The sequence below is a fragment of the Aliarcobacter butzleri genome, from assembly GCF_900187115.1.
Lineage (GTDB): Bacteria > Campylobacterota > Campylobacteria > Campylobacterales > Arcobacteraceae > Aliarcobacter > Aliarcobacter butzleri.
Genome location: NZ_LT906455.1, coordinates 1,529,570 through 1,555,668, shown reverse-complemented (window position 1 = coordinate 1,555,668; position 26,099 = coordinate 1,529,570). Strand labels below are relative to the sequence as shown.

Here is a 26,099-nt window from a genome sequence, read left to right as displayed (position 1 = left end):
TCATCTTCTGCGTTGCAAATAGTTTCTTCTTATTAAAATTCCCTTGAATAAAAACTTATAATATGATAAAGTTATACTTAAATAAAATAACTAAAATATAATTTAAAGGTTAACAAATGGTTGGAGCTATATTTGAGGGCTTAAAGATGATTTTTAAAACAATTACAAAATTATCTCGACCTTATGTTAGCCTTGAAGAAAATGACTTAAAATTCAAGATAGATAGCGACAACACTTTTAAATATACACTTTCAAATATTGATACAAAAACACGACATGACCCTTATATAATAGATGCTTACACTCTAAGTGCAAATGAAATATATTTAGAATATATCCACACAGATATTGATGTATCTTGGAACGGACAAGCTTTGAGTTTTTTTATAAGTTTATTAAAAGATAATATAAAAGCAAAAAATTTTGATTTAGTAGAAAAAGAAGAGTTTTCTCATTATGAATTTTTGACATATAAAGTTGATAATAGTTATTTTTTAAATGTAATATATATTTATGAAGTAAGCAAAGAGGTTTTTATAGTAGATAAAAAAGCCGAACTTTATGAAAAGTTATTAAAAAATTTTAAAAAAGATTATGTTTATCGTTTTGAAAAAGATAGTAATAATATTCCAAAAATAGAGAACTTAAGTTTAGTAAAAAATAATGCTATGAATAGCTATTTCGCGATTTCTTCAAACTAAGAGTTTTCTCTTAGTTTAAACTATTTTCCAAATACTTCTTTTAGTATTGATGAAGTTTGTTCTGCTGGATTTTTTCTAATTGCAGCTTCTTTTTGTGCAATGATTGTAAATAATCCATCTATTGCTTTAGATGTTACATAGTCATCTAAATTTTCATTTGAATTTCCTGGAAGATATGAATCAACACCAAAATTTTTAGCTAATTTTGTAACTGAGCTAGTATCAACTAAACTTTTTGCACTTGATTGATAATAATTATTTAAAGTGTCATAGTAACCTGCAACTTCATTTTCTTTCATTGTTTCTTCAATTATTGGTTTAATCGCTTCTTTTAAAGATGAAGTTGTATTCTTTTTAAAATATTCAGTTGCTGCTGTATCACCACCATTTAAGATTTTTTGAGCATCTGTTAAACTCATCTTATCAATAGCATCTACGAAGATTTCAGCTGTTTTTGGAGCAGCTTTTGATGCTGCACTATTCATAGAATTTATTAAATCGTCAGCCATTTTATCACCACCAGCTTTTCTTATAACACTTTCTATTGTTTTGATGTTATCAGGTAGTGGGATTTTTACACTTTTATTGTTTAAGTACCCATCGCTTTTACCAAGTTCTGTTGTAGCAAAAGATACTCCATTTTTTAAAGCTTCTTTTAAACCATTTGAGATTGTAGCGTTATCTAAATTTGAATTTACAGTAGATGTTGTGTTAGAAGAAGTAGTAGTTTTATTGTCTGAAATATTTTCCATTACACCTTTTGCGATACTACCTAAATCTAAAGCAAAAGAAAAAGTTGTACTTATAACTAAAGCTGAAACGATAATCGATTTTTTCATAAATTTTCCTAATATTTTATTTAAAAATTGATTATACAAAAAATTCTAAAAATGGTTTCTTATGCTTTTAATTAACTTTTAGATAGAATAGAAACTCTTTATTAAAAAAAATCAAAAAATTAGGAACAATTTAATGGAACAATTTATCCAAGATTGGGGATATATAGCACTATTTTTATATACATTTGGTGGTGGATTTGTAGGACTTGCAATAGCTGGTGCTTTGTCTTATGCAGGAGATTTGAATATTTATATTTGCGTAGCAGTTGCAACTATATCAAATTTTGTTGGTAGTCAATTTCTGTTTTTTTTAGCTAGAAAAAATAAAACTTATGCAAAAGATATAATGAAAAAATATGGAAGAAAAGTTGCTTTAACTCATTTGATAATGAAAAAATATGGTTCTTTTGTGATTTTTATACAAAAATTTATTTATGGAGTAAAAACTTTAGTTCCTTTAGCTATTGGTATTACAAAATATTCTGTTATTAAATTTACTATTTTTAATGCGATTGCATCCACTGTTTGGGCTTGTGTTATTGGATATATAAGTTTTACTGCTGGAAAATTCCTTTTAAGTTTGAGTGAAGATTTTAAATATGTTGGACTTGTAGCTGTAACAGCTATTATTTTGATAGTTATATTTACAAATAAAAATAGAAAATAATTATGCAGTTTTCAGAACTAAACCTTTCTAAAGAGTTTTTACAAAACTTGGACTCTTTGGAATACAAAACATTAACTTTAATTCAAGAAAAAACTATTCCAGATGCTTTACAAAATAAAGATTTAATAGCAAAAGCCAAAACAGGTTCAGGAAAAACAGTTGCTTTTTGTTTACCAATAGTAAATAAATTAAAAGCAAAAGAGTTTAAGATTCAAGCATTGATTTTAGCTCCAACAAGAGAGTTAGCGAATCAAATAGCACAAAATTTAAGAAATTTATCAAGACATATTCATAATGTAAAAGTTTTAACTTTATGTGGTGGAGTTCCTTTTAAACCACAAGTTGTCTCTTTACAACATAATGCACATATTGTTGTTGCAACACCAGGAAGAGTTTTAAAACATATAAAAGAGAAAAATATAAATTTAGAAAATATTAGTACTTTTGTTTTAGATGAAGCTGATAAGATGCTTGATATGGGTTTTTATGATGATATTATGGAAATAATTGAGAATTTACCTAAAAATAGACAAACTATGCTTTTTTCTGCAACTTATGAAAAAAATATAGAAACTTTTGCTTCAAATATTTTAAAAAATCCAATTTATAAAGAAATTTCTGATGAAAAAGAGATTCTTATAAATCAAAAATTTTATGAAGTTACTCCAAGTGAAAAAACAGCACTTATTCCAGCACTTATATCTCATAATCAAGCAAAAACAACTTTGATTTTTTGTAATATGAAAATAACTTGTGAAAAATTAGCTGATGATTTATATGATTTAGGGCTTGATATTTTAACTTTACATTCAGATTTAGAACAAAAACAAAGAGATGAAACTATGGTTTTATTTTCAAATAAATCATATCCAATACTCATTGCAACAGATGTTGCTTCAAGAGGACTTCATATTGATGATGTTGATTTAGTTATCAACTATGACTTAAGTTTAGATGAAAAAATACATACTCATAGAATAGGAAGAACGGCAAGAGCTGGAAAAGGTGGTTTAGCAATCTCTTTATTTACTGAAAATGAAATAGATAAATTTGAAATCATAAAAGAGAAATTTAATAATATTAAAATAGAAAATCCAAAAGACATAAAAGACGATATCTCTTTTGAAATAAATTCAAATTTTAGAACTGTTTTTATAAATGGTGGGAAAAAGCAAAAGCTTAGAAAAGGTGATATTTTAGGTGCTTTAATATCTGAAGCTGGTTTAAAAAGTGATGACATAGGAAAAATTGATGTTATGGATTTTTGTTCTTATGCTGCAGTAAAAAGTGATAAAATAAGTAATATTTTTTCAACGTCAAAATCTATGAGGATTAAGGGAAAGTATTATATTATAATAGAAAAATAAGAAAAATAAAAGATAGTAATATTAAGGATAAGTTAGCTTGTTTAGAAACAAATTATTTCTAAAAATTGTAATGATTTTTACTTTACCAGTACTAGGTATTTTATATTTTAGTTCGATTTTAGTTCTTGAAAAAATTGAGATGGCTAATGAAGTTGAATTAAATCATAATAACTTACATTACATAAAAGCAGTAGAAGAGTTTGTATCTTCTTTAGAAAAAGAGCAAAATTTATCACTTAAATATTTATCAAGTAGAGGTTTAAATAAAGAGTTAATAGAACATCACCAAGAGGTATCTAAAAAAGCTTTATTATCATTAGAAAAATATAAAGAAGAAAAAGCCGAATTAAAAAAATATAAGTTAGAAATTAGTGATTTACTATCTTTACGAAAACAAATTTACAATTTAAATACAACTCCAGAAGAGATAATAAAGTGTTTTAACCAAACAACAAAAACCGCTATTGATTCTATGTTTTTGATTAAGTTTGCAAAGTTATCAAATGATTTTAGAGTTGATTTATCAAAAATGAATCATTTTTTAAATGTAAATCAAAATATAGATGGTATATCAAAAATTTTTCTTGATATGTTAGGACAATTAGAAAGAGAAGTAGCGATTTTTGATAGAGATGTGATTATAGAAAGAAATTTAAGTTTTGTTTATCTATTCTTTTGCTTTTTTACTTTAATATCTTTATTTTTTGTACTAAAAAATATTATTTATAATGAACAAAAATCTTTTGACAAAATTCAAAAACATAAACATATCTATGAAATCTTAAATGCAACAAATAAATTTTTAATGAAAACATTTGATAAAGAGAGACTTTATTCTAATGTATGCGAACTTTTGAGTGAAAATGAACATTTAAAATTTTGTTTTATCTATGATTTTTCTTCAAAAATGATTTTTGCTAAAGATGGTGAACTAAAAGATGTTGTTATTTCACAAGTAGATAAATATGGAAATGTTTCTCATGATAATTTAGTTTCAAAAACTATGAAATATGAAACAAATATCATTATAAATAATTTTAAAGAAAAAAATATTTCTGTGTTCTATAAAGATGCTGATAAATTAAATATTAAATCTATGGCAACATTTCCTATCAAAAAATTCAATCAAGTTGTTGGAGTTTTAATAATCTATTCAAAAGAATTAGAATTTTTTGATCAAGAAGTAGAAATTTTATTTGATAAACTTGTTAGTGATATTACTCATTGTTTAGAAAAAATTGAATATGAAGATATAAGATTGAAGCAAGAAGCTGAATTAAGACTATCTTCTTATGCTTTTGATTCTTCTGCACCTATGATTATTACAGATGTTTATAATAATATAATAAAAGTAAATCAAGCTTTTTGTAAAATAATGGGATATTCAAAAGAAGAAATAATTGGACAAAATCCAAGAATTTTTAAAACTGCACACCAAGATAAAGAGTTTGTTGAAAACTTATGGAATAGTTTGAAAATAAATGGAAATTGGAGTGGTGACGTTTATAATAAAAAAGCAAATGATGAAATAATTGCTTTAAAAGCTACAATTACGGTAATAAAAAATCAAGATGATAAAATCACAAATTATTTAGGTCAATATATGGATAATAGTGAGCAAAAAGATAAAGAAAAAATCTTAGAATATCAAGCAACTCACGACAATCTTACAGGATTACCAAATAGATTGTTGTTAACAGATAGAATAGAACATGCTATTACAAAAACTGTAAGACATAAAATCTTTGGAGGATTAATATTTATTGATTTAGATAACTTCAAAGCTGTTAACGATACTTTAGGGCACGATATCGGAGATGTTTTATTAATTACAGTAGCTAAAAAAATAAAACAAGTAATAAGAGATGAAGATACCGTTTCAAGAATAGGTGGAGATGAATTTATAGTTTTAATTGATAATATTGGAAATAATAGTATAGATGCTAAGAAAAATATAACAAGTTTGGCAGAAAAAATAAAAGAGACGTTAAATGACATCACGCATATTGAAGGGCATGTAAATATATCAACACCAAGTATTGGAATAACTTTATTTAGTGATGCTAGTGTTAGTGTAAAAGATATTATAAAACAAGCTGATACAGCTATGTATAGTGCTAAAAAACAAGGAAAAAATGCAATAGAATTTTTCTAAAGATTTTATGGAGCCAATCTTGATATAGACCAAGCTCCATTTTCTTTAAGCTCATATAAAAATCTATCATGAAGTCTATCTTGTCCACCTTGCCAAAACTCTATTTTTGTAGGTTTGATAATATATCCACCCCAAAAAGAAGGGAAAGGAACTTCTCCATTTACAAACTTATTTTTTATTTCATCAAATTTTTGTTCTAATAAACTTCTTGAACTGATAACTTGACTTTGATGTGATACCCAAGCTCCAATTTGGCTCCCTTTTGGACGAGACAAAAAGTATTTTAAAGACTCTGTTGTAGAAATCTTTTGAATATCTCCTTCTATTTTTACTTGTCTTTCTAAGTCAAGCCAAGGAAAAAGTGCAGCAGCTTTAGGATTTTCTTTTATTTGATTTGCTTTTGTACTTTTATAATTTGTAAAAAAAACAAAACCTTTTTCATCAAAAATTTTTAATAAAACAGTTCTTATGCTTGGCATCATATCTTTTCCAACTGTAGCAAGGCTAAAAGCATTTGGCTCTGTTAATTTTGCTTCAATTGCTTCATTAAACCAAGTTTCAAACTGTTTAAAAGGGTTTTGGTCTAAATCTTTTATGTCCAAACCTCTGGTAGTATATTTTGCTCTTAAGTTTGTTAAATCCAAATGAAATCCTTTTAAAATTAGTTATTTCTAAATGCGAATCAAATATTAAAAAAAATTATTATATAATTTGTATTCTATTATATAAAATATTAGGAGAAGATTATTTGAGCTTCACAAATACCGAATATCTATTATTACTTTTGATACTCCTATTTTTGATTTTTTTCATATTAAAACTAAAAGAATTTAAAAAACTAAAAAAAGAAAATCACATCTTAAAACAGTATAATGAAGCTACAAAAGATAGCAATATTATTTCAACTTCTGATTTAAAAGGAAATATCACATACGTAAATGACAAATTTTGTGAAGTCTCTTTATATAATTATGAAGAAGTTATAGGAAAGCCACACTCTATTGTAAGAGGTGAAGAAGATGATGAAATTTTTCAACAATTGTGGGAAAATATAAAAAATAAAAAAGCTTGGTATGGAGTTTTAAAAAACAGAAAAAAGAATGGTGAATTTTATTGGGTAGATATAAATATTAGACCTATATTAAATGAAAAAAATGAGATTATCGAATATATTGCAATTCGTCATGAAATAACTAATTTGGTATTAAAAACTGAAGAGTTAAAAAGAAACTTAAGACTTGATTCTTTAACAAATATTGGAAATAGATATAAGTTAATAGAAGATGTTTCAAAGTCTGTAAATCCTTGTATATCGATTTTAGATATTGTTAGTTTTAGTGATGTAAATGATTTTTTTGGATATAAAACGGGTGATAATGTTTTAAAAATTGTAGCTAGAAAAATTGAAGAGCTATTAATCGATAAAGAAAATTATAAAGTTTATAGAGATCATTCAGATACTTTTTGTATTGTTGCCCAAAACGAAGATAGAGATAAGTTTATAAAAAATATAGATGAGATATCTAAAACAATAGCAAAAGTTCCAATTGTTATAAAAAGTAGAGAATTATATGTTCAGTTAAGTTATGTTTTCTCTTTTGAATCAAAAGAAAATTTATTAGAGACTGCAAATATTATTAAAAGATATTCTCATGCAAATAAAAATATTATTATTTATGATAAAGCTTTAGAGTTAGAAAAAGATTATGAAAAAAATATTTTTTGGACTTTAAAAATCAAAAAAGCATTGGATGAAGATAAGATTGTTCCATATTTTCAACCAATTTACAATTTGAAAACAAGCAAAATTGAGAAATATGAAGCTCTTGTAAGATTGATTGATGGAAATAATGTTATTTCTCCATATTATTTTTTAGATATATCAAAAAAATCAAAACAGTATTTGCAACTTACAAAAACCATGATTCAAAAAACTTTTGATTATTTTAGAGATAAAGATTTTGAATTTTCTATAAATTTAACTTTTGAAGATATAAAAAGTGAATATATTTCATCTTTTATAATTGAGTTATTAAAAGAGTATAAAATAGGGCATAGAGTTGTTTTTGAAATAGTTGAAAGTGAAGAAATAGACAACTTTAGAAAGATAAATGAATTTTTTGTAACTATTAGAGAGTATGGTTGTAAAATTGCAATTGATGATTTTGGTTCAGGATATTCTAATTTTGAATATCTAGCAAAACTAAACGTTGATTATATAAAAATAGATGGTTCTTTAATAAAAGATATTTTGATAAATAAAAGTAGTCAAAATATTGTTTCTATGCTTGTTAATTTTGCAAAAGGACAAAAAGTAAAAACTATTGCAGAATTTGTATCTAACAAAGATATTTTGAATAAAGTTAGAGAGTTAGGTATCGATTATGTTCAAGGTTATTATATAAAAGAGCCAATAGCTTCGATTGATGGTTTAAATGATATTATAAGCCTAAGAGAGTTCTCTTAAGTTTATAATTTATCTTCAAAAATATTAAATAACATAAATTTTAAATCTATTTTCATTTTCGCTGATAAAATTTTTTTATTTGAATAGATATAAAAAGGAACAGTATTTCTCATAGAGTGTTTTAATCTTTTTCTTAATGTCGAAATCTCATCTATATTTATAAGTTCATCACCATCATATAAATAAAAATCTTTTGAAATACCCAAACTAAACGATACTATTTGATAAGCGAAAAACAGATCTTCATCTTCATATTTTTTTATAAAATCATCTAATGCACTTTGAAGTTTGTTAAGTCTATTTTGTGTGATGTATCCAAAACTTTCTCTAAATTTATATCTTTCAACAGTAGAAAAATCTAATACTTTATAAAACTCATTTAGATTTTTCCAAGGACTTCTAAATCTTTGTTTTCCAAATAATACTTCTTCAAAACAGTATAAATATTTCATATCTTCTTTTGTTAGTGTTTCTTTGTTTTTTATATCAAAATATCTATTTTTAAATAAAGATATGAGCCAATTCTCATCAAGCATAGAAATTGTATCAAGCTCTTTTTGTTTATTTTCATTTTTAAAATTCCAAAGCATAGAAATAGAGTTTGATAGTTTTTCTTCATCTTTTTCATCTTCAAAATATTTTGTTGCTAAATATTGAACAACATTTTCAAGTAAAGAGTCAGTTTTTGCTATTCCATGATTAAAGATCACTTTTTTATAAAGATTAAATCTCATTTCAAGCATATGTTCAATATCAATCAAACTCATATCAAAGAAACTCAAATAAAACTTATCTTCTTTTTGAACTAAAACAGCTTGTTTTGTGATACGAATATGGTCATTTGGTCCAGTTATATAACCACTTGCTAACATATCACGATTTATATAATCAAGTCTATCTGCATCAACTGTGCTATTTATAAACTCATGTAAAACTTTAAAATCAAAATCTTCATAAGTTATCTCTTCTAAAATTAAAAGAGATAATTTTTTGATTAGTTTTAAATAATCTTTTTCTTGAGTTTTAAAAACAAGTTCATCTAATTCATAATCAAATAAAAGCTCTAAAAGATTTTCACCAATAGCTTCGTGTAATACATCTTTGCAATTTTTAGTAATTTCTTCATAGTTTTCTTTAAAAGTAAACTCTTTTTCTAAAAGTACTTCTTGATTTTCTTCTTTTGTTTTTATTTTGTTATAGACTTTTTTTAAAGCATATTCAACTTGATGAGAAAAAGGTAAATGCCCAACATCATGAAGTAGGGCAACTATTCTTATAGTTTGTAATAAAAGAGTGTAAGTTGCTCTTTGTGATTTTGATTTTGTTGGAATTGTAAATTGATATAAAGCTTTATTGTCAAAGTATTCTAACTCTTCGATATGGATATTTAGATTTTCTTCTTTTATGATTTTTAAAATAGCTTTTTTTGATATAGATAAAAAGTTGTTTTTTGTTTTTTTATCTGCATTTAATAAAGCATTTTTAAACATAAATGAACTTAAATGCATAGTTCCAAGACTATGAATAAATCTTTTAGTTGTAATCGATGGATATGAAAAATATGCTAAAGCATTTTGTGTTATGAATTGCAATCTATTTACAATTTTTGTTTGAAGCATTTTTTCTTCAAGTTTTGTATATTCTATATGATTGTAAATAGTGTCGTTTATTAATCTATTTTGTATCTTTAATCCTTTCTATTTTCAAAAATTCTTTCAGTAAATTGAGCAAATTTTCCTCGAACTGCTTTTTCAAGTTCTATTGCAAACATTTTAATTTCACTATGTGCTTCATTTGTTTGTTTTAATAAAGTTGTTAGTCCATTATTATATTTATTTAGGTATAAATTATCTATTTGTCGATTTGAACCAATAACTATTGCCATACAACTTTCATCAAGTCTTGATAAGATTAGCTGAGTAGTTTTTTCACTACTATTTTGCCACTCATCCATAATAACAATCGCACCACTTAAAGTTCGTCCTCTTGCTTCTCCTGGCCAAAGTGTTTCTATAAAATATCTTGATTTTAGTTCATCAATTTTTGAGTTTATTGACTCTTGATTTTCTCTATTTTCACTCTTTTTTAGATGTTTTTTCGCAATAAACTCTAAAGTATCATATAAAGCCATATTATAAATTCTAAATTTCTCTTCATTTCCTGCTAAAAAACCAACTTCTGCGCCTTTATCAAGTGATTCTATTGAGTTTCTTACATAAACTATTTTGTCATAAATCCCCAAATCAATCAATCTCATAGAACAAACAATAGACATCAAAGTTTTTCCACTTCCCGCTTTTGCATCAATTACAAGTAAATCATACATATTTGATAAAATAGCTTTTGCAAATAGTTTTTGTTTGATGTTTACTGGTTTTATATTTAATGCTTTAAAATCATTCTCTTTTAAAGTATCTATTTTGCCATTTGTTACTATTGCATATTCGATGTTTCCATCACTACTTTCAAATGAATAAGAAAAATTTTGCATTTCATATTCTTTGTCAATAGATGTAATATCTTTATTTTCTAAACTATTAAATAAAGAAGAATCTAAATTTATATTTTTTACAAAATTAAATGTCGGAACTGTTGATTTATCATCGTGTAAGGTTTCAGCTTTTATATTTTTAAAAATAGCAAATGTTCTTGCATAAACATCTAAAGATAAAAAGATAGTTCGACAGCCTTTATAATACTCTTGAGCTATTGAAGCTACTTCAATTATTCTTTTATCATTTGATTCAGAAAGATGAACTTGTTCAATCTCAGTTTCATATTTATCTTTTGAGATAATATCAAGATTTAATTCATCGTTATAAAGCTTTACAACTTTAAAGTCTGATTTATAATCAACTTCTTTGATTTTCATTTTAGCTAATAGTCTTGCAAACTCTCTTGAATAGTACCCTAGCTCATTACTTAACTTTTTTTTATCCTCTAATTCAAGAAGTACAGTTTCAGGGATAACAATATGGTTGGTTTTATTGTCTGATATTTTGTAGAGATTTTGAAGGTTTTGTAAAATGATATTTGTATCTAGTACATATACTTTTTCTTTCATAGAAAAATTTTAGCATAAATTTATAACAGTTGGGTTACAAAACTTAGGAAATTTTTCCTAAGCTCTTGATAGTTTTACTAAAGAATTTATCATACCTATTGCTGACTCTTCATTTAGTGGTTTATCATAAGTAGTTAAAATCTCTCTAGCTAAGATATTTGCTCCTAAGTGTTGGAACATAATTCTCATTGCTTGAAGTCCTTTTACTCCACCACCACCGCTGTGTGTTGCTAATCCAACAATTTTTTCATTAAAGGCATCTCTCCAATTTTTTGTTGCTCTTGAAGTCCAAGCCATAGCGTTATTTAAAACTGGAGGCATAACACCATTGTATTCTGGTGCAACTATAATAAAAGCTTTTAAATCAATAATTTTTGTAGCTAAATCTAAAGCAGATTCTGGAATACCATTTTTTTCTTCTTCAATTGTACTATATAAAGGTAAGTTGTAATCTACTAAATTTATTACTTCAGCTTCGCAATTTTGACTTTGTGCTAACTCTTTTAATTTAAGAGCTAATTTTTGATTATTATTTGAACTTGCTACTAATATTCCTATTTTTGACATAAATTTCCTTAAAATTTTTTTTAACACTTGATTATATCAAACTAATTTTAATATATATCTTTTGATAAAAAAAATTAAAAAAAGAAAAAAAATAGATATAATAATTTTAAGTATTTCTAAATTAATTTATTGAGTTAAAAATGAAACCATCAAAAGAAGAACAATTTCTCAAAATAATAAAAGTTATGCCTTCTGTTTTTGTTGTAGTTTTTTCTCTGTTTGTAATTTTATTTTTATACTTTGAAAATAAAAAAACTTTTAATAAAGAAAGAAGAACGATAGAACAAAAATATATTTTAAAAAATAAAGAAATTATAAAAGAAGAAGTATCAAGAGTATTTACTTTTACTAAACAACTTCAAAAAAATACAGAAGAAGAATTAAAACAAAATGTAAAAAATAGAGTTTATGAAGCTCATGAAATGGCTACAAATATCTATGAAAAATATAAAACAACAAAATCAAAACAAGAAATATTTCAAATTATAAAAGTTGCTTTAAGTGGTATAAGATTTAACGAAGGAAGAGGTTACTTCTTTATTGATGACATTTATGGAAATAAACTCTCTCACCCAATTGATACAAGCATTGAAGGTAAAAACTTTTTAAATTATACTGATGTAAATGGATATAAATTTTTTGAAAATATTGTAAATACAATAAAAGAAAAAACAGAAAGATTTGATGAATATTATTGGTATAAACCAAATACAAACAAAGAAATAGGGCGTAAAATTGCATTTTATAAAACTTTTGAACCTTTAAATATTGCTATTGGAACTGGAGAATATTTTGATGATTTTGAAAAAATAATCCAAAAAAAGGCTTTGGAGTATATAAATCTAGTTAGATTTGGAAGATCTGGTTATATTTTTATAATAAATTATGATGGAACATATTTAAACCACATTAGAAAAGATTATATAGGTAAAAACTATTTAGAAAATGATGAAGTCAAAGATAAAAAAAGAGTTATTAGTGATTTAATAAATATTGCTAAAAATGGAAATGGTTTTTATACTTATATACAAAATAAACCTAGTACAGAGCATCCCACAGAAAAAATAAGTTTTGTTCAAGGAATGGATGATTGGAATTGGCTTATTGGAGCTGGATTCTATGAAGATGATTTAAATCAAGAGATTGCAGATGTTAAAAAGAAATTGGACAGAAATTATGAAAAATATGCACTAAATATTTTAATTCTTGGAATGATTTTAATTATATTTTTATTGGTAGCTTCAGGATATGTTTCAATTTTTTTAGAAAATAAACTAAAAGAGTATAAAAGAGAGTTAGATAATAAACAAGCGATTTTATACCAACAATCAAAAATGGCTGCAATGGGAGAGATGATTGGAAATATTGCTCATCAATGGAGACAACCTTTATCTATAATTACAACTGCAACAAGTGGTATGGTTTTACAAAAACAAATGGGAGTTTTAACTGATGAATTCTTCTTTGAAGCTTCAAACAGAATAAATGCTTCTTCTCAATATTTATCTCAAACAATAGATGATTTTAGGAATTTTTTTATACCAAATAAAGAAAAATCAAAAGTTAATTTGATAGAAATATTTAAAAAAACCTTGGATTTAATCTCAGCTCAATTTAGTTCAAAAGATATAGAAATTATAAAAAATATTGAAGGAGTTGAGTTTGAAAGCTATGAAAATGAGCTTATTCAAGCATTAATAAATATCTTAAATAATTCAAGAGATGAACTTATAAAAAAAGATGGTGAAAGATTTATTTTTGTAGATGCTTTTGAAAAAGATAATTTTATAAATATAATTATAAAAGATAATGCTGGTGGAGTGATAAAAGAGAACTTAGATAAAATTTTTGAACCATATTTTACAACAAAATATAAAAGCCAAGGAACAGGAATAGGGCTTTATATGACAGAAGAAATTATCACAAAACATCTAAATGGAACTATTTGTGTTAAAAATGTAGAATTTACATATGATGAAAAAGAGTATTTTGGTGCAGAGTTCACAATAAGAATTGATTTGAATACTAATTTGGAATAAAAGTTTTATATAAAGATGGTGCGAATGGTGAGAATCGAACTCACACTCCGAAACCGGAACGGGATTTTAAGTCCCGCGCGTCTACCTATTCCGCCACACTCGCACAGTGTATAATAAAAATCAAAAGTGGTGGTTCGAGACAGAATCGAACTGTCGACACAAGGATTTTCAATCCTTTGCTCTACCGACTGAGCTATCGAACCATTTACTTTTGAAAAAGTGGTGGTGAGAGAAGGATTCGAACCTTCGAAGCCGTAGGCGGCGGATTTACAGTCCGCAGGATTTGACCACTCTCCAACCTCACCATAAAAAAAACTTAAACTAATTGGATGGGGTAGAAGGATTCGAACCTTCGAGTGACGGTACCAAAAACCGTTGCCTTACCGCTTGGCGATACCCCAATAATTTAAGTGGACGCAATTATATACTTAAAATAATTAAATTTAGCTAAAGAAATAACATAATTATGAATAAATTTTAAAAAATTTATTCATAAGGAGTTGGAATTGGAGGAAATTGTTCAAAAGATTTTTTTATAGCACTTGAAATAGAAGCTTTATATTTTTGATTTTGTGAAGGATTTGAGAACTGTAAAAACTCTATACTTCCTTGTTCTGTTTTCTCTTTTTTATAAACATAAGCAACTTTTTTACCTAGTTTTATAGCATTTTCATATAAAGTTTTTGCATATTCATTTATATAAGGGAACTCTTTTTCTTTTATTTTATCTCCCCAGCAAAAAAATACAAATTTTCCAGCAGGTATAAAGTTTGCAGCATCAAGATACATAATATCTCTATCAAACTCTGTATTTTGAGCTGAGTTGTATCTTTCTAAATCTTCATTAAACTTTATGAGTAAAGTTGAAGCATCAATATTTCTTTCTATTAAGTTGAATAGATTTTTTATCTCTACGATTTTACCTTTACAAGACTCTCTCATAGCTTGTTTAAACACAGTTATATAGTTTTCAGCTTTTAGTTCTATTAGTTTATCAAAGTCTTCAAAATCTTGTTCTAATAGATATTTATTTGAATCAAATCCCATTGGAGTTACAACTGGATTGTACAAAAATACAGTCCCAATGATATTCTGTTTTCTATCTTTTGTTGTTTTTATCAGATTTTTGAACTCTTTTACTGATATTTCTTCACCTTCTTCGTTGAAGTACATATAACTTTGAGTTAAAAATATCTCTTCATATTTAGTTTGTATTTCTCCAAAATACTGCATTTTGCTCCTTTATTGTTTCTATATCTATTTTATCAAATCTTACTGCACAGATGGCTTAGGTTTTTTTAATTTATAATCTTCATATATTCTCAAATTAGCACATTCACGTATCAAATCTTTATAGTAACTTGTATTACTATAATCTTTTCTCAATGTATCAAAATATTTACCAAAATTGTTATTTATATATTCTTTATAAACTTTTGCATTTCCGTAGAACCAAAATCTCTTTAAATTATATCTATCAAAATCTTTATTGTAATAATCTTTTGTTTTGCTAGAAGTTTCAATATCAAAAAGTGATAATTCAATTTTTGCTAACATATAAGTGATTTTTGCTTTAAACTCTTCATTTCTCGATTCATTTAAAGCTATTGTGTAATGTTTTGTTGCTAAATCTAATTTTTCTTTTTGTAAATCATAATCAGTAAAAGATGAAACACTTCGATAAACTACTGTTAAAACATTTGAATTTCCAAAATAACTAAGATTATATAAAGCATTTGCATAAAGGTAGTTATCCATTGCACTATTTGGATTTTTTTCTAATTCATTTTTTATTACAATAACTTTTTCAAGAAACTCTTTTACACTTATAGTGTATTCTTTTCCACTTCTATTATTTCCTTTAATCAAACCGTTAAATGGATTAAATTGAATTTTCTCGTTTAACATAAAAGCGTTTAAATCAAGTGCTTCTTTAAATTTTAGATTGTTAATTAAAAGTTTAGTTTTTGTATCCAACATATTTGAACTTAATACAAATTTACCATTTCTTTTTTCTAATAATTTGTGTTGTTCATATTTAGAAGCAAAATACTCTTTTATTTTAGAATCTTTAGGATTTTCCATAAATATTCTAAATTTTTCAAGTAGTTCTAAATCAAAATATGAAATATCTAAATGGTTGATATATTTAGCTAAAAATGCGTTAAATTTATCATTTTGTTTTGAATATAGTTTTTCTAAAATTACAAAAGTATAATCACGAATTGAAGTAGAATTTATTTCATTTTTAGTTAGTTTTGTCATTTTTTCATAGATTTCATTTTCTATTTTTGTATCAATTTTATCTAACTTTTCTAGATACAAAATATATGATAAAGTTTTAACTTCGTGAGAATTTGGATAGTTCTTTTCTAATTCAGCTGTAATTTTTGAACTCTCTTCAAATTTTTTCTCATAAAGATTAAAATATGCAAGACTTAGATTTACTAAATACATATCATCTTTTTTTATAGTTTTTAAATAATTTATATAAGCAGTTATTGGATAATCTCTTAAATATTCTGAATTCTGGTCAAAAGTGTGTTGAGTATTTAAAAGTTCTCTAAATAAAACAAAATCAAACCATTTTGAATTTTTATCAAGCTTATAAATATTATCTAACTCCTCAAGAACACTACTATTTTCATTTAAAGCTCGAAGTGCAAAAAATTTTGTTTTTTCTTCATCCGTTTTTGCTAAATTTAATAATTCTTTCCATTGTTCATCAGTTTTTATATGAAAAAAGTTATAGTAACTTAAATGTGAATTGATTTTATCTTTACTGAAAAGTTTAGAAAATTCATAAACACCATTTACAGTTTGTCCATTTTTTATCAAAGCACCAGCATAAAGACCTTGAATCCAATCTTTTACAATAGTTTTAGAATCATTTTCTAATAAATATCTATATTTTTCATAGATTTTTAGAGGTTCTTTTTGTTTATAATGAGCAAGTCTTAAAGCTAAATAAAAATATCTAAGTTTTAGCCAAGATGAATTTACACTATCTATTTTTTCTAAAGCTTCATTTAAAAGTATCTTTTCATCAATCAACCTTCTTTTATCATCTTCACTCATGTAATAGTTTCGAGTTACTTGTTTTTCTTGGTTACCAACGAAGTTTATATAATCTAAAATCTCTTTATCTTGAATCTTATAAAGATCAATTCTTTTATAAACAATCTCTTCAATTTCTTTTAAAGTAAATTTATCATTTAACTCTTTTTTCCACTCTTTTAGATTTTCTTTTTTATTTTTATCTTCATAAGCCCAAACAATCGTGTTATAAACATTTGCAGAATTTACCTCTTCTGAAACATTTGAGAAAGGGAAATCCCTATTTTCTAAAAAAACAAACTCTTTTTGGTTATAGTCCCATTCACCTGCACACGCAAATAACGAAATTTTTATTAATAAAAATAAGGTAAAAACTCTAATAAACATTGATTTCCTTGATTTAAAAGTTTAATATAATAACATTTATATATAAAAATTGTTCTGTTTGTAATTTTAAGATGTAAAGAGAATTTATTTTATCAAATTTTCTAAATCAAATTTATTTTTATATTTGTATGTGTAAAAGATTATTTCATTAAATCTATTTTTTGTAAGATTCTTAAAATCATCTAAAGCTATTTTTAACTCTTTTTCATTTACATCTTCAAATCTAAAAATATCATTTTTATAAACGTATCTTCCTTTGAAATAAAAACTATTTAAAACTTTGAATTTATTTTGTGAAATTTCTTGAAAGTTTGAATCAAAATCTTTTTTCTCAACTCCCTCAAATATACTTAAAGCTTTGTTTTGACGAAATTGAATAGCTTGAGAATAAAGTGGAAGAGCAAGTTTTAGTTTTAGTGGATAAGTATCAAAATTGTAGTGATATTTTTTTGCAATTTCATTATCTAAAATAGAGTTTTTTGTATCAAAATCACCAATATTTGACATATTATAATACATCAAAACTCCATAATCAATCGGAGGAACACCAGTTCTCATATAATATTTTATTTGGTGAAGTCTTATTGTTGCACTTATTGTTTTATTTAATTTTGTTTTTAAATCACTAAGAAGATTAAAATAGTTTGATTGACTTGAATCTGACCAATCACAATCTATTTGTACTTCATCAAAGTTTAAATCTTTTAATATTAGTAAAATTTCATTATTAATTAAAGAATAATCGACATTTTTCATAGTTTCATTTGTGATATAAATAACAGGAACAAAATCTTTTGGAATAGTTTTTAGATTTGTTTTGATTGGTTCAAGTTTTGTAGAAAATGCAATATCTAAGACTTTTATATACAACTTTTCATTTGTATCTTTTATATCAAAACTATTTTCCCACGAATAAAAAGAGATAGTTGAATTTTCATTTTTTATAGTTTTTGAGAAAAATGATAGAGTGATTAAAAGAATTAAAATAAAAACTAAAATATATTTTTTCATACTTTTCTCACTCTATTTTTTAAGTCACTCCTTTTAACTACTGGAGTTATTTTTTCCCTTTTTGATATATTTTAAAATCGCCACATTGTTGGATTAGTTCTTGATAATATTTTGTATCTCCAAAATCTTGTTTTAGAGTATCAAAATATTTTGCTCCATTTTTTTGTAAAAATGTTTCGTATATTGTTCCATAATTATATTTTGATTCACCGTAATATTTCCATCTATCTTTTTCATTACTTAAATCAGCAAGTGCAAGATAAGCTTTTGAAATCATATAAGTTAATTTTGCTTGGAACTCTTTATCTTTTGAATTTTCTAAAGCAATATTGTAGTGTTTTATTGCTTTTTCTAACTTCTCTTTTTGTAGAAGTGGTGAACCAATAGAGTAGTTACTTCTATAAACAGTAGTAATTCTATCTGAGTTTCCAAAATAACTTAGGTTATATAGAGCATTTGCAAAAAGATAGTTATCCATTACACTTTTTGGATTTTTTTCAAGTTCTGTTTTTATAACAATCATTTTTGTTAAAAACTCTTTTATAGTTAAAACATCTTGTTTACCTGTTCTGTTGTTTCCTTTTATAAAAGTATTAAAAGGGTTAAATTCGATTTTTTCATTTAAAAAAGAAGTATTTGTTTCTAAAGCTTCTTGAAATTTTAAGTTATTTATCAAAAGTCTAGTTTTTGTAGCATAACTATCATTTTTTGCTTGTTTAGAAAAACTTTTTTGCATATACTCTTTTAGTTTCGAATCTGGAGTTGATTTCATAAAAACTTCAAATTTTTCCATTAACTCTAAATCAAAAGCTGACATATCCAAATAGTTTATATATTTTGATAAAAAGGCATTAAATTTATCATTTTGTTTTTTATATAATTTTTCTAAAATTACAAAAGTATAATCATGAATTGATTGAGAAGTGTGATCTTTTTTTGTAAGTTCTGTCATTTTAGTATAAATTTCATTTTCTGTTTTTATATCGATTTTTTCTAGTTTTTCTAAGTATAAAATATATGCTAATGTTTGCGCTTCGTGTGAGTCTGGATATTTTTCTAATAACTCTTTACTATATTTTGAAGCTTCTACATAATTTTTTTGGAAGATACTAAAATAGGCAAGGCTAAGATTTACTAAATACATATCATCTCTTTTTATAGTTTTAAGAAATTCAATATATTTTTTTGGAAGTTCTATTACTGTTTCTTCATTTTGATTAAAAAATAGTTGATAATTTAGAAGTTCTCTAAAAAGAACAAAGTCAAGCCATTTTGAGTTTACATCTACTTTTTTAATATTTTCTAATTCTTCTAAAATATTACTTTCAGTTTTTAAACTTCTAAGAGCATAAAATTTTGTTTTTTCTTCATTGTTTTGCGCTTTTGTTAAAAGTTCATTCCATTGTTCATTTGTTTTTATGTGAAAAAAGTTGTAATAGCTTAAATGTGAGTTTATTTTACTTTCATCAAGCAATTTTGAGAACTCATAAACACCTTTTACTGTTTCATTATTTTTTATCAAAGCACCTGCATAAATACCTTGAATCCAATCTTTTACGATAGTTTTTGTGTCATTTTGAAGTAGATATTTATATTTTTCATAAATTTTTAAAGGTTCTTGTTGTTTAAAGTGAGCAAGTCTAAAAGCTAAATAAAAATATCTAAGTTTTAAATATTGTGAAGTTGTTTTATCAATATTATTTAAAGCTTCATCTATATAACCTTCGCATCCTGTTGGAACAGGTTTATAATAGTCATAAGTTACACAACTTTCTTGTTTTTCTACAAATTTTATATATTCTGAAATTTCATTATCTCTTAAAAGGTTAAGATTTTTTCTTTTATAAATAAAATCTTCTATATTTTCAATAGAGTATCTATTTTTTAACTCTTCTTGCCACTCTTTTAGATTTGCTTCTTTATTTTTTCGTTCATATTCATAAATAATTGTGTTATAAACAGCTGCTTCATCCAAGTTTGAATAGTTTGCTAGTGGGGAATTTCTATTATCTAAAAATATAAACTCTTTTTCATAAGGGTCAATCCAATATCCGCAAGAAAATAAGTTTATATTTAATATAAATATAAAAAATAGAGCTCTTAAAATCATAAATTTCCTTTTATTAAATTGTTTAAATCGTATTTGTTTTTATATTTTAAAGTGTAAAAAATAACTTCATCATATCTATTTTTTGATAAATCTAAAAAATCTTTTAGTGCTATTTTTATATCTTGTTCATTTGAGTTTTCAAGACGAAATATATCATCTTTGTATATATATCTTCCCTTAAAGTAGTGGCTATTTAGAACTTTATATCTGTTATTTTCTAGTTTTTCAAAATCATTATTGAAATCTTTTTCTTCAACTCCTTCAAATAAACTTATAGCTTTTTCTTCTCTAAATTGAATAGCTTGAGAATAAAGTGGAAGAGCAAGTTTTAGTTTTAGAGGATAAACATCAAAATTGTAGTGATATTTTTTTGCAATTTCATTATCCAAAATAGAGTTTTTTGTATTAAAATCACCAATATTTGACATATTATAATACATCAAAACTCCATAATCAACTGGTGGAATACCTGTTTTTGTGTAGTATTTTATTTGGTGAAGTCTTATAGTTGCACTTATTGTTTTATTTAATTTTTCTTTTAAATCTTCAAGTAAATTAAAGTAGTTTGATCTTGTACTTAAACTCCAATCACAATCTATTTGAATTTCATCAAATTTGTAGTTTTTTAAAGTCTCTAAAATCGCTTTGCTAAGTAAAGAATAATCTACATTTTTCATAGTTTCATTTGTGATATAAATAACTGGAATAAAGTTTTTTGGAGTTTCTTTTATATTTGTTTTTAGTAGTTCTAATTTCGTAGAAAAATTTACATCTAAAACTTTTATATAAAGTTTTTCATTTATATTTTGTTCTTCAAAACTATTTTCCCAAGAGTAAAATGAGATTTGAATATCTTTTTTTTGAGTTTTATTGTAACTAAAAACAATAAGTGCAAAAACTAAAATTAGACTTATTAAAATTACTATTTTTTTCATATATTTTCACTTTCACTATATTTGTAATCTAAGTGTAAATTTGCTAGAGAAATTGCACTTTTTACTCTAGTACTTGCTACATAATAGATATTTAACTCTTCATTTATTCTTTGAAAAGAGAGTTTGTTTTTTGTATTTAAAATATCTTTTTTAGAGATGAAATCATCAGCCATCAAAACTTGTTCGTACTCTAAACCTTTTGATTTATGAGCAGTTGTAAAGATAATGTCCGCATCTTTTTTATCATTTACTAAATGCTCTTTTATCTTTTTATTTATCTCAAAAATATTATCGCCATAGGCATTTATAAACTTTATTATATTTAGATAATCTTGATTTTTTGTATCTTTTGCAAAAGTTTCAAGTTCATTTATTGTTTCAAAATCTTTTATTTCATCTATTGTGATTTTGTCGTTTTTTTTCTGTTTTAGATAAAAAATAGAATATACAGTTTGATTCATAAATGAATAAGAGTTATATCCACCTTCAAAATATATTTTTTTCTTTTGATGAATATAATAAACTAACTGTTGAATCAAACCAAAAGTTGTTCTAGCAATAATACAAAAAGGTTTAGAAAAATCTATAAATTCTTTTCCAATTTTTGTATTTTGTTCCATTCCAAAAATCTTTAAAAGATTGCTTGAGTTTAATTCATAAAGATTGTTTAAACTTGATTGTAAAAATTTTGCATAGTTATTTCCAAATCTGAAGCTTTTTGTTAGATGGAATGCTGGTAAATCAACTTTATTTAAAGCATTTGTAGCAAATCTAAAACTATAAATTTGTTGAAAACTATCTCCAACATAAATTCGTCTACAATTTTGATTTTCAATAATTCCTATCATCACATCGCTTATATCTTGTGCTTCATCTACTAAAATTAAATCATAATTTAGATTTGTAGAAACCTTTTTATTTAGATAAAACATTTTTAGATAAAAATCGTGTGTTGCATCAATAACTTTATTTTTCATACTTGAAAGTAGGATTTTTAGATGAGCTAAAACTCTTTTTTCATTTTTACCTATAAGTTCTAAAATTTTTGCACTTAAATCACTTTGTTTTTTATAACTATCAAGAAGTTTTGAATCAAGATTTATCAAAGAAGAGTTGCAATAAAAAGTTATTAAATCTTTTACTAAAGCTGTATATTCCAAACTTGGAAAATAGTTTTTTTGATTTGTTTGAAACTCATAAGTTGTGATAACTTTTTCAATAATATAGTTTTTTAAATCATTTGTTAGATTGTAGTTGTATGCTTGAATCCTATTATAAGCAAGTGAGTGAATAGTACTAACGTGCAAATATGGGAGATTATAATTTTGTAGTTTTTCTTGAAGTGAAACTTGCAAAGATTTATTATAAGCAAGGTATAAAATCTTTAAATTTGAGTTTTTTTTTGCATATTCAAGAAGTGTTGTAGTTTTTCCACTTCCTGCTACGGCATTTATTTTAAAAGATAATTCTTTACTGTTTATGATTTTTTCTTGCTCTTTTGTTAATTTCATAATTTAAACAAAAACTCTTTTTGTATCAAGCTTTTTTATATCGCTAAAATTGTCCAAATAGTCTAAATAACAAACTAGATATTTTCTACTTAAATCGAATCTTTGTTTGAAATTGTGAATTTCTATATATCCATCTTCTTTTATAATCTCTCTCATAGCTTTTATAATTTTGTTTAAGCTTTCAAAATGTATAAAAATATTGTGTTGAAGCCTGATTAACTGTTTTTTTGACGTTAAAGTTTTGAAAATATCATCACCTAGTTTTCTATCAAGGTCAAGTTCATCATAGATATTATAAGGAGCTGTTGGAGTAACATCTTCTATTTTTACTCTGTTTAACACGATATTTTCTAAATCTTTTGCAAAATCTTCTTTTATATTTGCATTTTTATATAATAAACCATCTTTAATCAAAAATTCTTCATTTTCAAGTTCATCAAGTGCAGTTTGTATGAAAGCTTGACTTGCCCATTTTAATCTAAGATTTATTGAAGCATTTGAAAGTAGGGCATAACTATTTTTTGTATAAATATCTTTTATGAATTTTTTTATCTCTTCTTTTGTAGAAAGAGAATAAATAATCAAATTTTTGGTATCTACAAAAACATCTTCCATATTTTGTGCAAATTCTATTGCTTTTTCATGTGATAGAGCAAATCTTTGAGTTGACGAGATGATTCCTAAACCTTTTTTATGAACTTCAAGAAGTTGTTTATACGCATTTACAAAGTCTCTTTTTTCCAAAAATTCTAAAAGATTTCTTTTTTGGTTTTTTCTCATCGGGTCAATTATAGGATTTAAGACTTTACCTCCACAAATTGTTTCATTTCCACTTCTTAAAATAACTTTTTCTTCAAAAACTGTAAAAAGTTGCTCATTTGCTTTTAAAGTTGCAAAACCATTTTCTAAACTTGAAATACAATCAAAAAGTAAAACTTTTACATCAACTTTTTTTGCTCCAATAAATAAAGTATATGTTTGATTGTGATTTAGTTTTTTATTTTTTAAACATTTAAAAGATATATCAATACCATCAAAACCTCTGATATATCCTTTTTTTGTGATTAAATCACCTTTGTTTAAAGAATTGGCATCTATATTTTGTAGATTTAAAGCAGCACGATTTGAGATATTTGCTTCTAAGACATTTTGATTATGAACTTGAATATTTTTTATTTTTGTCTCTTTTTGTGTTTGGCAAATAAAAACTTTTTCATCAAGTTCACACTTTTTTCCTAAAATTGTTCCTGTTACAACAGTACCAAAACCTTTTGGTGAGAAGATTCTATCTATATAAAATCTAAAAAAATTCTCTTCTTGTTTTATAGAATTTTTTATACTAAAAAGTTGAGTTTTTAGTTTTTCAATAGAATTTTCATCATAAATAGAGACGCAAGAGATAAATTTTATATCAAAATCAAACTCTTTTAAAAACTCTAAAATTGACTCTTTTTGTAATTCAAGTTCATCTAAAGTTACTAAATCTTTTTTAGTTATTACTACAATTATCTCTTTTAAACCTAAAAGATTTATTATTTCTATGTGTTCTATGGTTTGTGGTTTTATACCTTCACTAGCACTAACTACAAGCATAACATAGTCAAATCCAAATGCTCCTGCAATCATATTTTTTACAAGTTTTTCGTGTCCTGGAACATCAATAAAAGCTATGTTTTGTTGACCTTTAGAGAGATTTGAAAAAGATAAATCAATAGTTATTCCTCGTTGTTTTTCCTCATTTGTTGTATCTCCTTCAAAGCCATTTAAAGCACGAATTAGTGCAGTTTTTCCATGGTCAATATGTCCTGCTGTTCCAATGATTATATTTGACATTATTTTGTACTCTCAAAAAGATTTTTTAATATTTCTTCTATTTTTTTGCAATCACTTTCTAAAATAGTTCTAAAATCAAGTAGTACTTTATCATTTTCTATTCTTGAAATAATAGAGTTTTTTCTTAAGATTTCTTCTAGTTTATTTGGTTTGTAATTTTTATGTTCTAAAGTTAAAGCAATAGTTGGAATTTTTTTATTTGGAGTTGTTCCTCCTCCAACCATTGTTGAAGTTTTTATAACTTCGCACTTTATGAAGTTTTCGCATTTTTCTTTTAGATTATTTGCTCTTTGTTCTAAAGTTTCAATTTTTGTGTTTAGCATTTTAAGTGTTGGAATACTATCAAGTTCATTTTTTAAGTATGAATTTAAAGTCTCTTCTAAAAGTGCAAGAGTTATTTTATCAACTCTTAACATTCTTAGAAGTTGATTTTTTTTGATTTTTGCTATTAACTCTTTTTTACCTATGATTATTCCTGCTTGCACACTTCCAAAAAGTTTATCTCCTGAAAAACTAAGTAAACTTGGTTTGTATTTCATAATATCTAAAATTGAAGGTTCATCTTTGTTTAGATTATATGGTAAATCTATTATATGACCACTTCCCATATCAAAATAGTCAATCAAGTTATTTTGTTGTGCAATTTTTACTATAACTTCAAAGCTTACTTCACTTGAAAATCCTTCAATAGAGTAGTTTGATTTGTGAACTTTCATAAGCATTGAAGTTTTTTCACAAATGGCATTTTCATAATCTCTTAAATGAGTTTTATTTGTAGTTCCTATCTCTTTTAGTTTTGCTCCACTTTGATTCATAACTTCTGGAACTCTAAAACTTCCTCCAATTTCTACAAGTTCACCTCGACTTACTATTACTTCTTTATTTTTACAAAAAGTATTTAGTATTAGAAATACTGCACTTGCATTATTGTTTACAACTATTGCATCTTCACAAGAAGTCAAAGCTTGTAGAGATTTTGTGATGTGTTCGTATCTTTCTCCTCTTTTTCCTTTTTTTAAATCATATTCTAGGTTATTATAAGTAGTTGCAATCTTTATAGCTTTTGTAAGTGATTTTTCATCTAACAAACTTCTTCCAAGATTTGTATGCACGATAATTCCTGTTGCATTTATCAAACTTTTTAAAGATGGTGAAGTTAAATCTTTGTAAGAGTCTAAAACTTCATTTATAAGAGTATTTTCATCAATTTTTTCTATTTTATTATTCAAAATATCGTTTCTTAATTCTTCTAAAGTTTTTTTTGCAATTTTTGTTATCAAAGTTCTTGATAATCCTTCAAAAGCCTCATTCATAATAAATTTATCAACTTTTGGAATGGATTTTAGTAAACTCATTTTTACCCTTTTATATATTTTTAAAAATCTTTTG

Annotated in this window: 19 protein-coding genes and 4 tRNA genes; 6 read left to right on the top strand and 17 right to left on the bottom strand. The window is 24.8% G+C overall.

Annotated elements, in window-relative coordinates; genetic code table 11:
- The first annotated feature begins 116 nt into the window (after positions 1-116).
- Positions 117-701 (top strand): hypothetical protein, encoded by a 585-nt coding sequence (locus CKV87_RS07725; protein ID WP_004509768.1) that lies wholly within the window; start codon positions 117-119, stop codon positions 699-701.
- 20 nt (positions 702-721) lie between these two features.
- On the opposite strand, the gene CKV87_RS07720 is transcribed toward CKV87_RS07725, so the two are convergent.
- On the bottom strand, positions 722-1,540 hold the full coding sequence (locus CKV87_RS07720; protein WP_041644960.1) for a DUF4197 domain-containing protein: 819 nt from the start codon (positions 1,538-1,540) through the stop codon (positions 722-724).
- A 133-nt stretch (positions 1,541-1,673) separates the two neighbouring features.
- Between CKV87_RS07720 and CKV87_RS07715 the strand changes: the two genes are divergently transcribed.
- The 3 genes from CKV87_RS07715 to CKV87_RS07705 are packed head-to-tail and all read left to right on the top strand — an operon-like array spanning position 1,674 to position 5,729.
- Positions 1,674-2,207, top strand: a complete 534-nt coding sequence (locus CKV87_RS07715; RefSeq protein WP_012013178.1) for a DedA family protein — start codon at positions 1,674-1,676, stop codon at positions 2,205-2,207.
- 2 nt (positions 2,208-2,209) lie between these two features.
- Positions 2,210-3,574: an ATP-dependent RNA helicase DbpA gene (dbpA, locus tag CKV87_RS07710; RefSeq protein WP_012013177.1), complete on the top strand. Its 1,365-nt coding sequence runs from the start codon at positions 2,210-2,212 to the stop codon at positions 3,572-3,574.
- Between the two features lie 37 nt (positions 3,575-3,611).
- Positions 3,612-5,729 (top strand): sensor domain-containing diguanylate cyclase, encoded by a 2,118-nt coding sequence (locus tag CKV87_RS07705; protein WP_012013176.1) that lies wholly within the window; start codon positions 3,612-3,614, stop codon positions 5,727-5,729.
- 5 nt (positions 5,730-5,734) lie between these two features.
- Here the strand turns inward: CKV87_RS07705 and pdxH are convergent, their stop codons facing one another.
- Positions 5,735-6,373 (bottom strand): pyridoxamine 5'-phosphate oxidase, encoded by a 639-nt coding sequence (gene pdxH, locus CKV87_RS07700; protein WP_012013175.1) that lies wholly within the window; start codon positions 6,371-6,373, stop codon positions 5,735-5,737.
- Positions 6,374-6,528: 155 nt separating this feature from the next.
- On the opposite strand from pdxH, the gene CKV87_RS07695 reads away from it, so the two are divergent.
- Positions 6,529-8,196 carry a bifunctional diguanylate cyclase/phosphodiesterase gene (locus tag CKV87_RS07695; RefSeq protein WP_228126914.1) on the top strand — a complete coding sequence of 556 codons (1,668 nt, stop codon included), beginning with the start codon at positions 6,529-6,531 and terminating at the stop codon, positions 8,194-8,196.
- 2 nt (positions 8,197-8,198) lie between these two features.
- Here the strand turns inward: CKV87_RS07695 and CKV87_RS07690 are convergent, their stop codons facing one another.
- The 3 genes from CKV87_RS07690 to CKV87_RS07680 all read right to left on the bottom strand — a co-directional run bounded on the left by CKV87_RS07690 (position 8,199) and on the right by CKV87_RS07680 (position 11,827).
- Positions 8,199-9,815: an HD domain-containing protein gene (locus CKV87_RS07690; RefSeq protein ID WP_012013173.1), complete on the bottom strand. Its 1,617-nt coding sequence runs from the start codon at positions 9,813-9,815 to the stop codon at positions 8,199-8,201.
- A 68-nt stretch (positions 9,816-9,883) separates the two neighbouring features.
- A complete protein-coding gene (locus CKV87_RS07685) occupies positions 9,884-11,260 on the bottom strand; it encodes a PhoH family protein (RefSeq protein WP_012013172.1) in 1,377 nt (458 codons plus the stop codon).
- A 57-nt stretch (positions 11,261-11,317) separates the two neighbouring features.
- Positions 11,318-11,827: an NADPH-dependent FMN reductase gene (locus CKV87_RS07680; protein WP_004509758.1), complete on the bottom strand. Its 510-nt coding sequence runs from the start codon at positions 11,825-11,827 to the stop codon at positions 11,318-11,320.
- A 140-nt stretch (positions 11,828-11,967) separates the two neighbouring features.
- On the opposite strand from CKV87_RS07680, the gene CKV87_RS07675 reads away from it, so the two are divergent.
- Positions 11,968-13,866, top strand: coding sequence for a sensor histidine kinase (locus tag CKV87_RS07675; protein ID WP_012013171.1), 1,899 nt, complete (start codon positions 11,968-11,970; stop codon positions 13,864-13,866).
- Positions 13,867-13,882: 16 nt separating this feature from the next.
- On the opposite strand, the gene CKV87_RS07670 is transcribed toward CKV87_RS07675, so the two are convergent.
- The 12 genes from CKV87_RS07670 to selA all read right to left on the bottom strand — a co-directional run bounded on the left by CKV87_RS07670 (position 13,883) and on the right by selA (position 26,065).
- Positions 13,883-13,969, bottom strand: a tRNA-Leu gene (locus tag CKV87_RS07670).
- A 24-nt stretch (positions 13,970-13,993) separates the two neighbouring features.
- Positions 13,994-14,069: transfer RNA gene (locus CKV87_RS07665), tRNA-Phe, on the bottom strand.
- Between the two features lie 17 nt (positions 14,070-14,086).
- Positions 14,087-14,171, bottom strand: a tRNA-Tyr gene (locus CKV87_RS07660).
- A gap of 21 nt (positions 14,172-14,192) precedes the next feature.
- Positions 14,193-14,267 (bottom strand) — tRNA-Gln (locus CKV87_RS07655).
- An 85-nt stretch (positions 14,268-14,352) separates the two neighbouring features.
- Positions 14,353-15,099: a hypothetical protein gene (locus CKV87_RS07650; protein WP_004509754.1), complete on the bottom strand. Its 747-nt coding sequence runs from the start codon at positions 15,097-15,099 to the stop codon at positions 14,353-14,355.
- Positions 15,100-15,138: 39 nt separating this feature from the next.
- Positions 15,139-17,310 (bottom strand): hypothetical protein, encoded by a 2,172-nt coding sequence (locus CKV87_RS07645; RefSeq protein WP_012013170.1) that lies wholly within the window; start codon positions 17,308-17,310, stop codon positions 15,139-15,141.
- An 84-nt stretch (positions 17,311-17,394) separates the two neighbouring features.
- Positions 17,395-18,321 (bottom strand): hypothetical protein, encoded by a 927-nt coding sequence (locus tag CKV87_RS07640; protein WP_012013169.1) that lies wholly within the window; start codon positions 18,319-18,321, stop codon positions 17,395-17,397.
- A gap of 46 nt (positions 18,322-18,367) precedes the next feature.
- A complete protein-coding gene (locus CKV87_RS07635) occupies positions 18,368-20,431 on the bottom strand; it encodes a hypothetical protein (protein WP_012013168.1) in 2,064 nt (687 codons plus the stop codon).
- Positions 20,428-21,366, bottom strand: a complete 939-nt coding sequence (locus tag CKV87_RS07630; RefSeq protein ID WP_012013167.1) for a hypothetical protein — start codon at positions 21,364-21,366, stop codon at positions 20,428-20,430. The genes CKV87_RS07635 and CKV87_RS07630 overlap by 4 nt, the downstream gene beginning before the upstream one ends.
- Positions 21,363-22,877 carry a UvrD-helicase domain-containing protein gene (locus tag CKV87_RS07625; RefSeq protein WP_012013166.1) on the bottom strand — a complete coding sequence of 505 codons (1,515 nt, stop codon included), beginning with the start codon at positions 22,875-22,877 and terminating at the stop codon, positions 21,363-21,365. The genes CKV87_RS07630 and CKV87_RS07625 overlap by 4 nt, the downstream gene beginning before the upstream one ends.
- Positions 22,878-22,880: 3 nt before the next feature.
- The gene (gene selB, locus CKV87_RS07620; RefSeq protein WP_012013165.1) at positions 22,881-24,710 is read right to left on the bottom strand and encodes a selenocysteine-specific translation elongation factor; all 1,830 of its coding nucleotides are present in this window, start codon (positions 24,708-24,710) and stop codon (positions 22,881-22,883) included.
- Entirely contained in the window at positions 24,710-26,065 is a 1,356-nt protein-coding gene (gene selA / locus CKV87_RS07615; protein WP_012013164.1) for an L-seryl-tRNA(Sec) selenium transferase, read from the bottom strand. The genes selB and selA overlap by 1 nt, the downstream gene beginning before the upstream one ends.
- Positions 26,066-26,099: the final 34 nt, after the last annotated feature.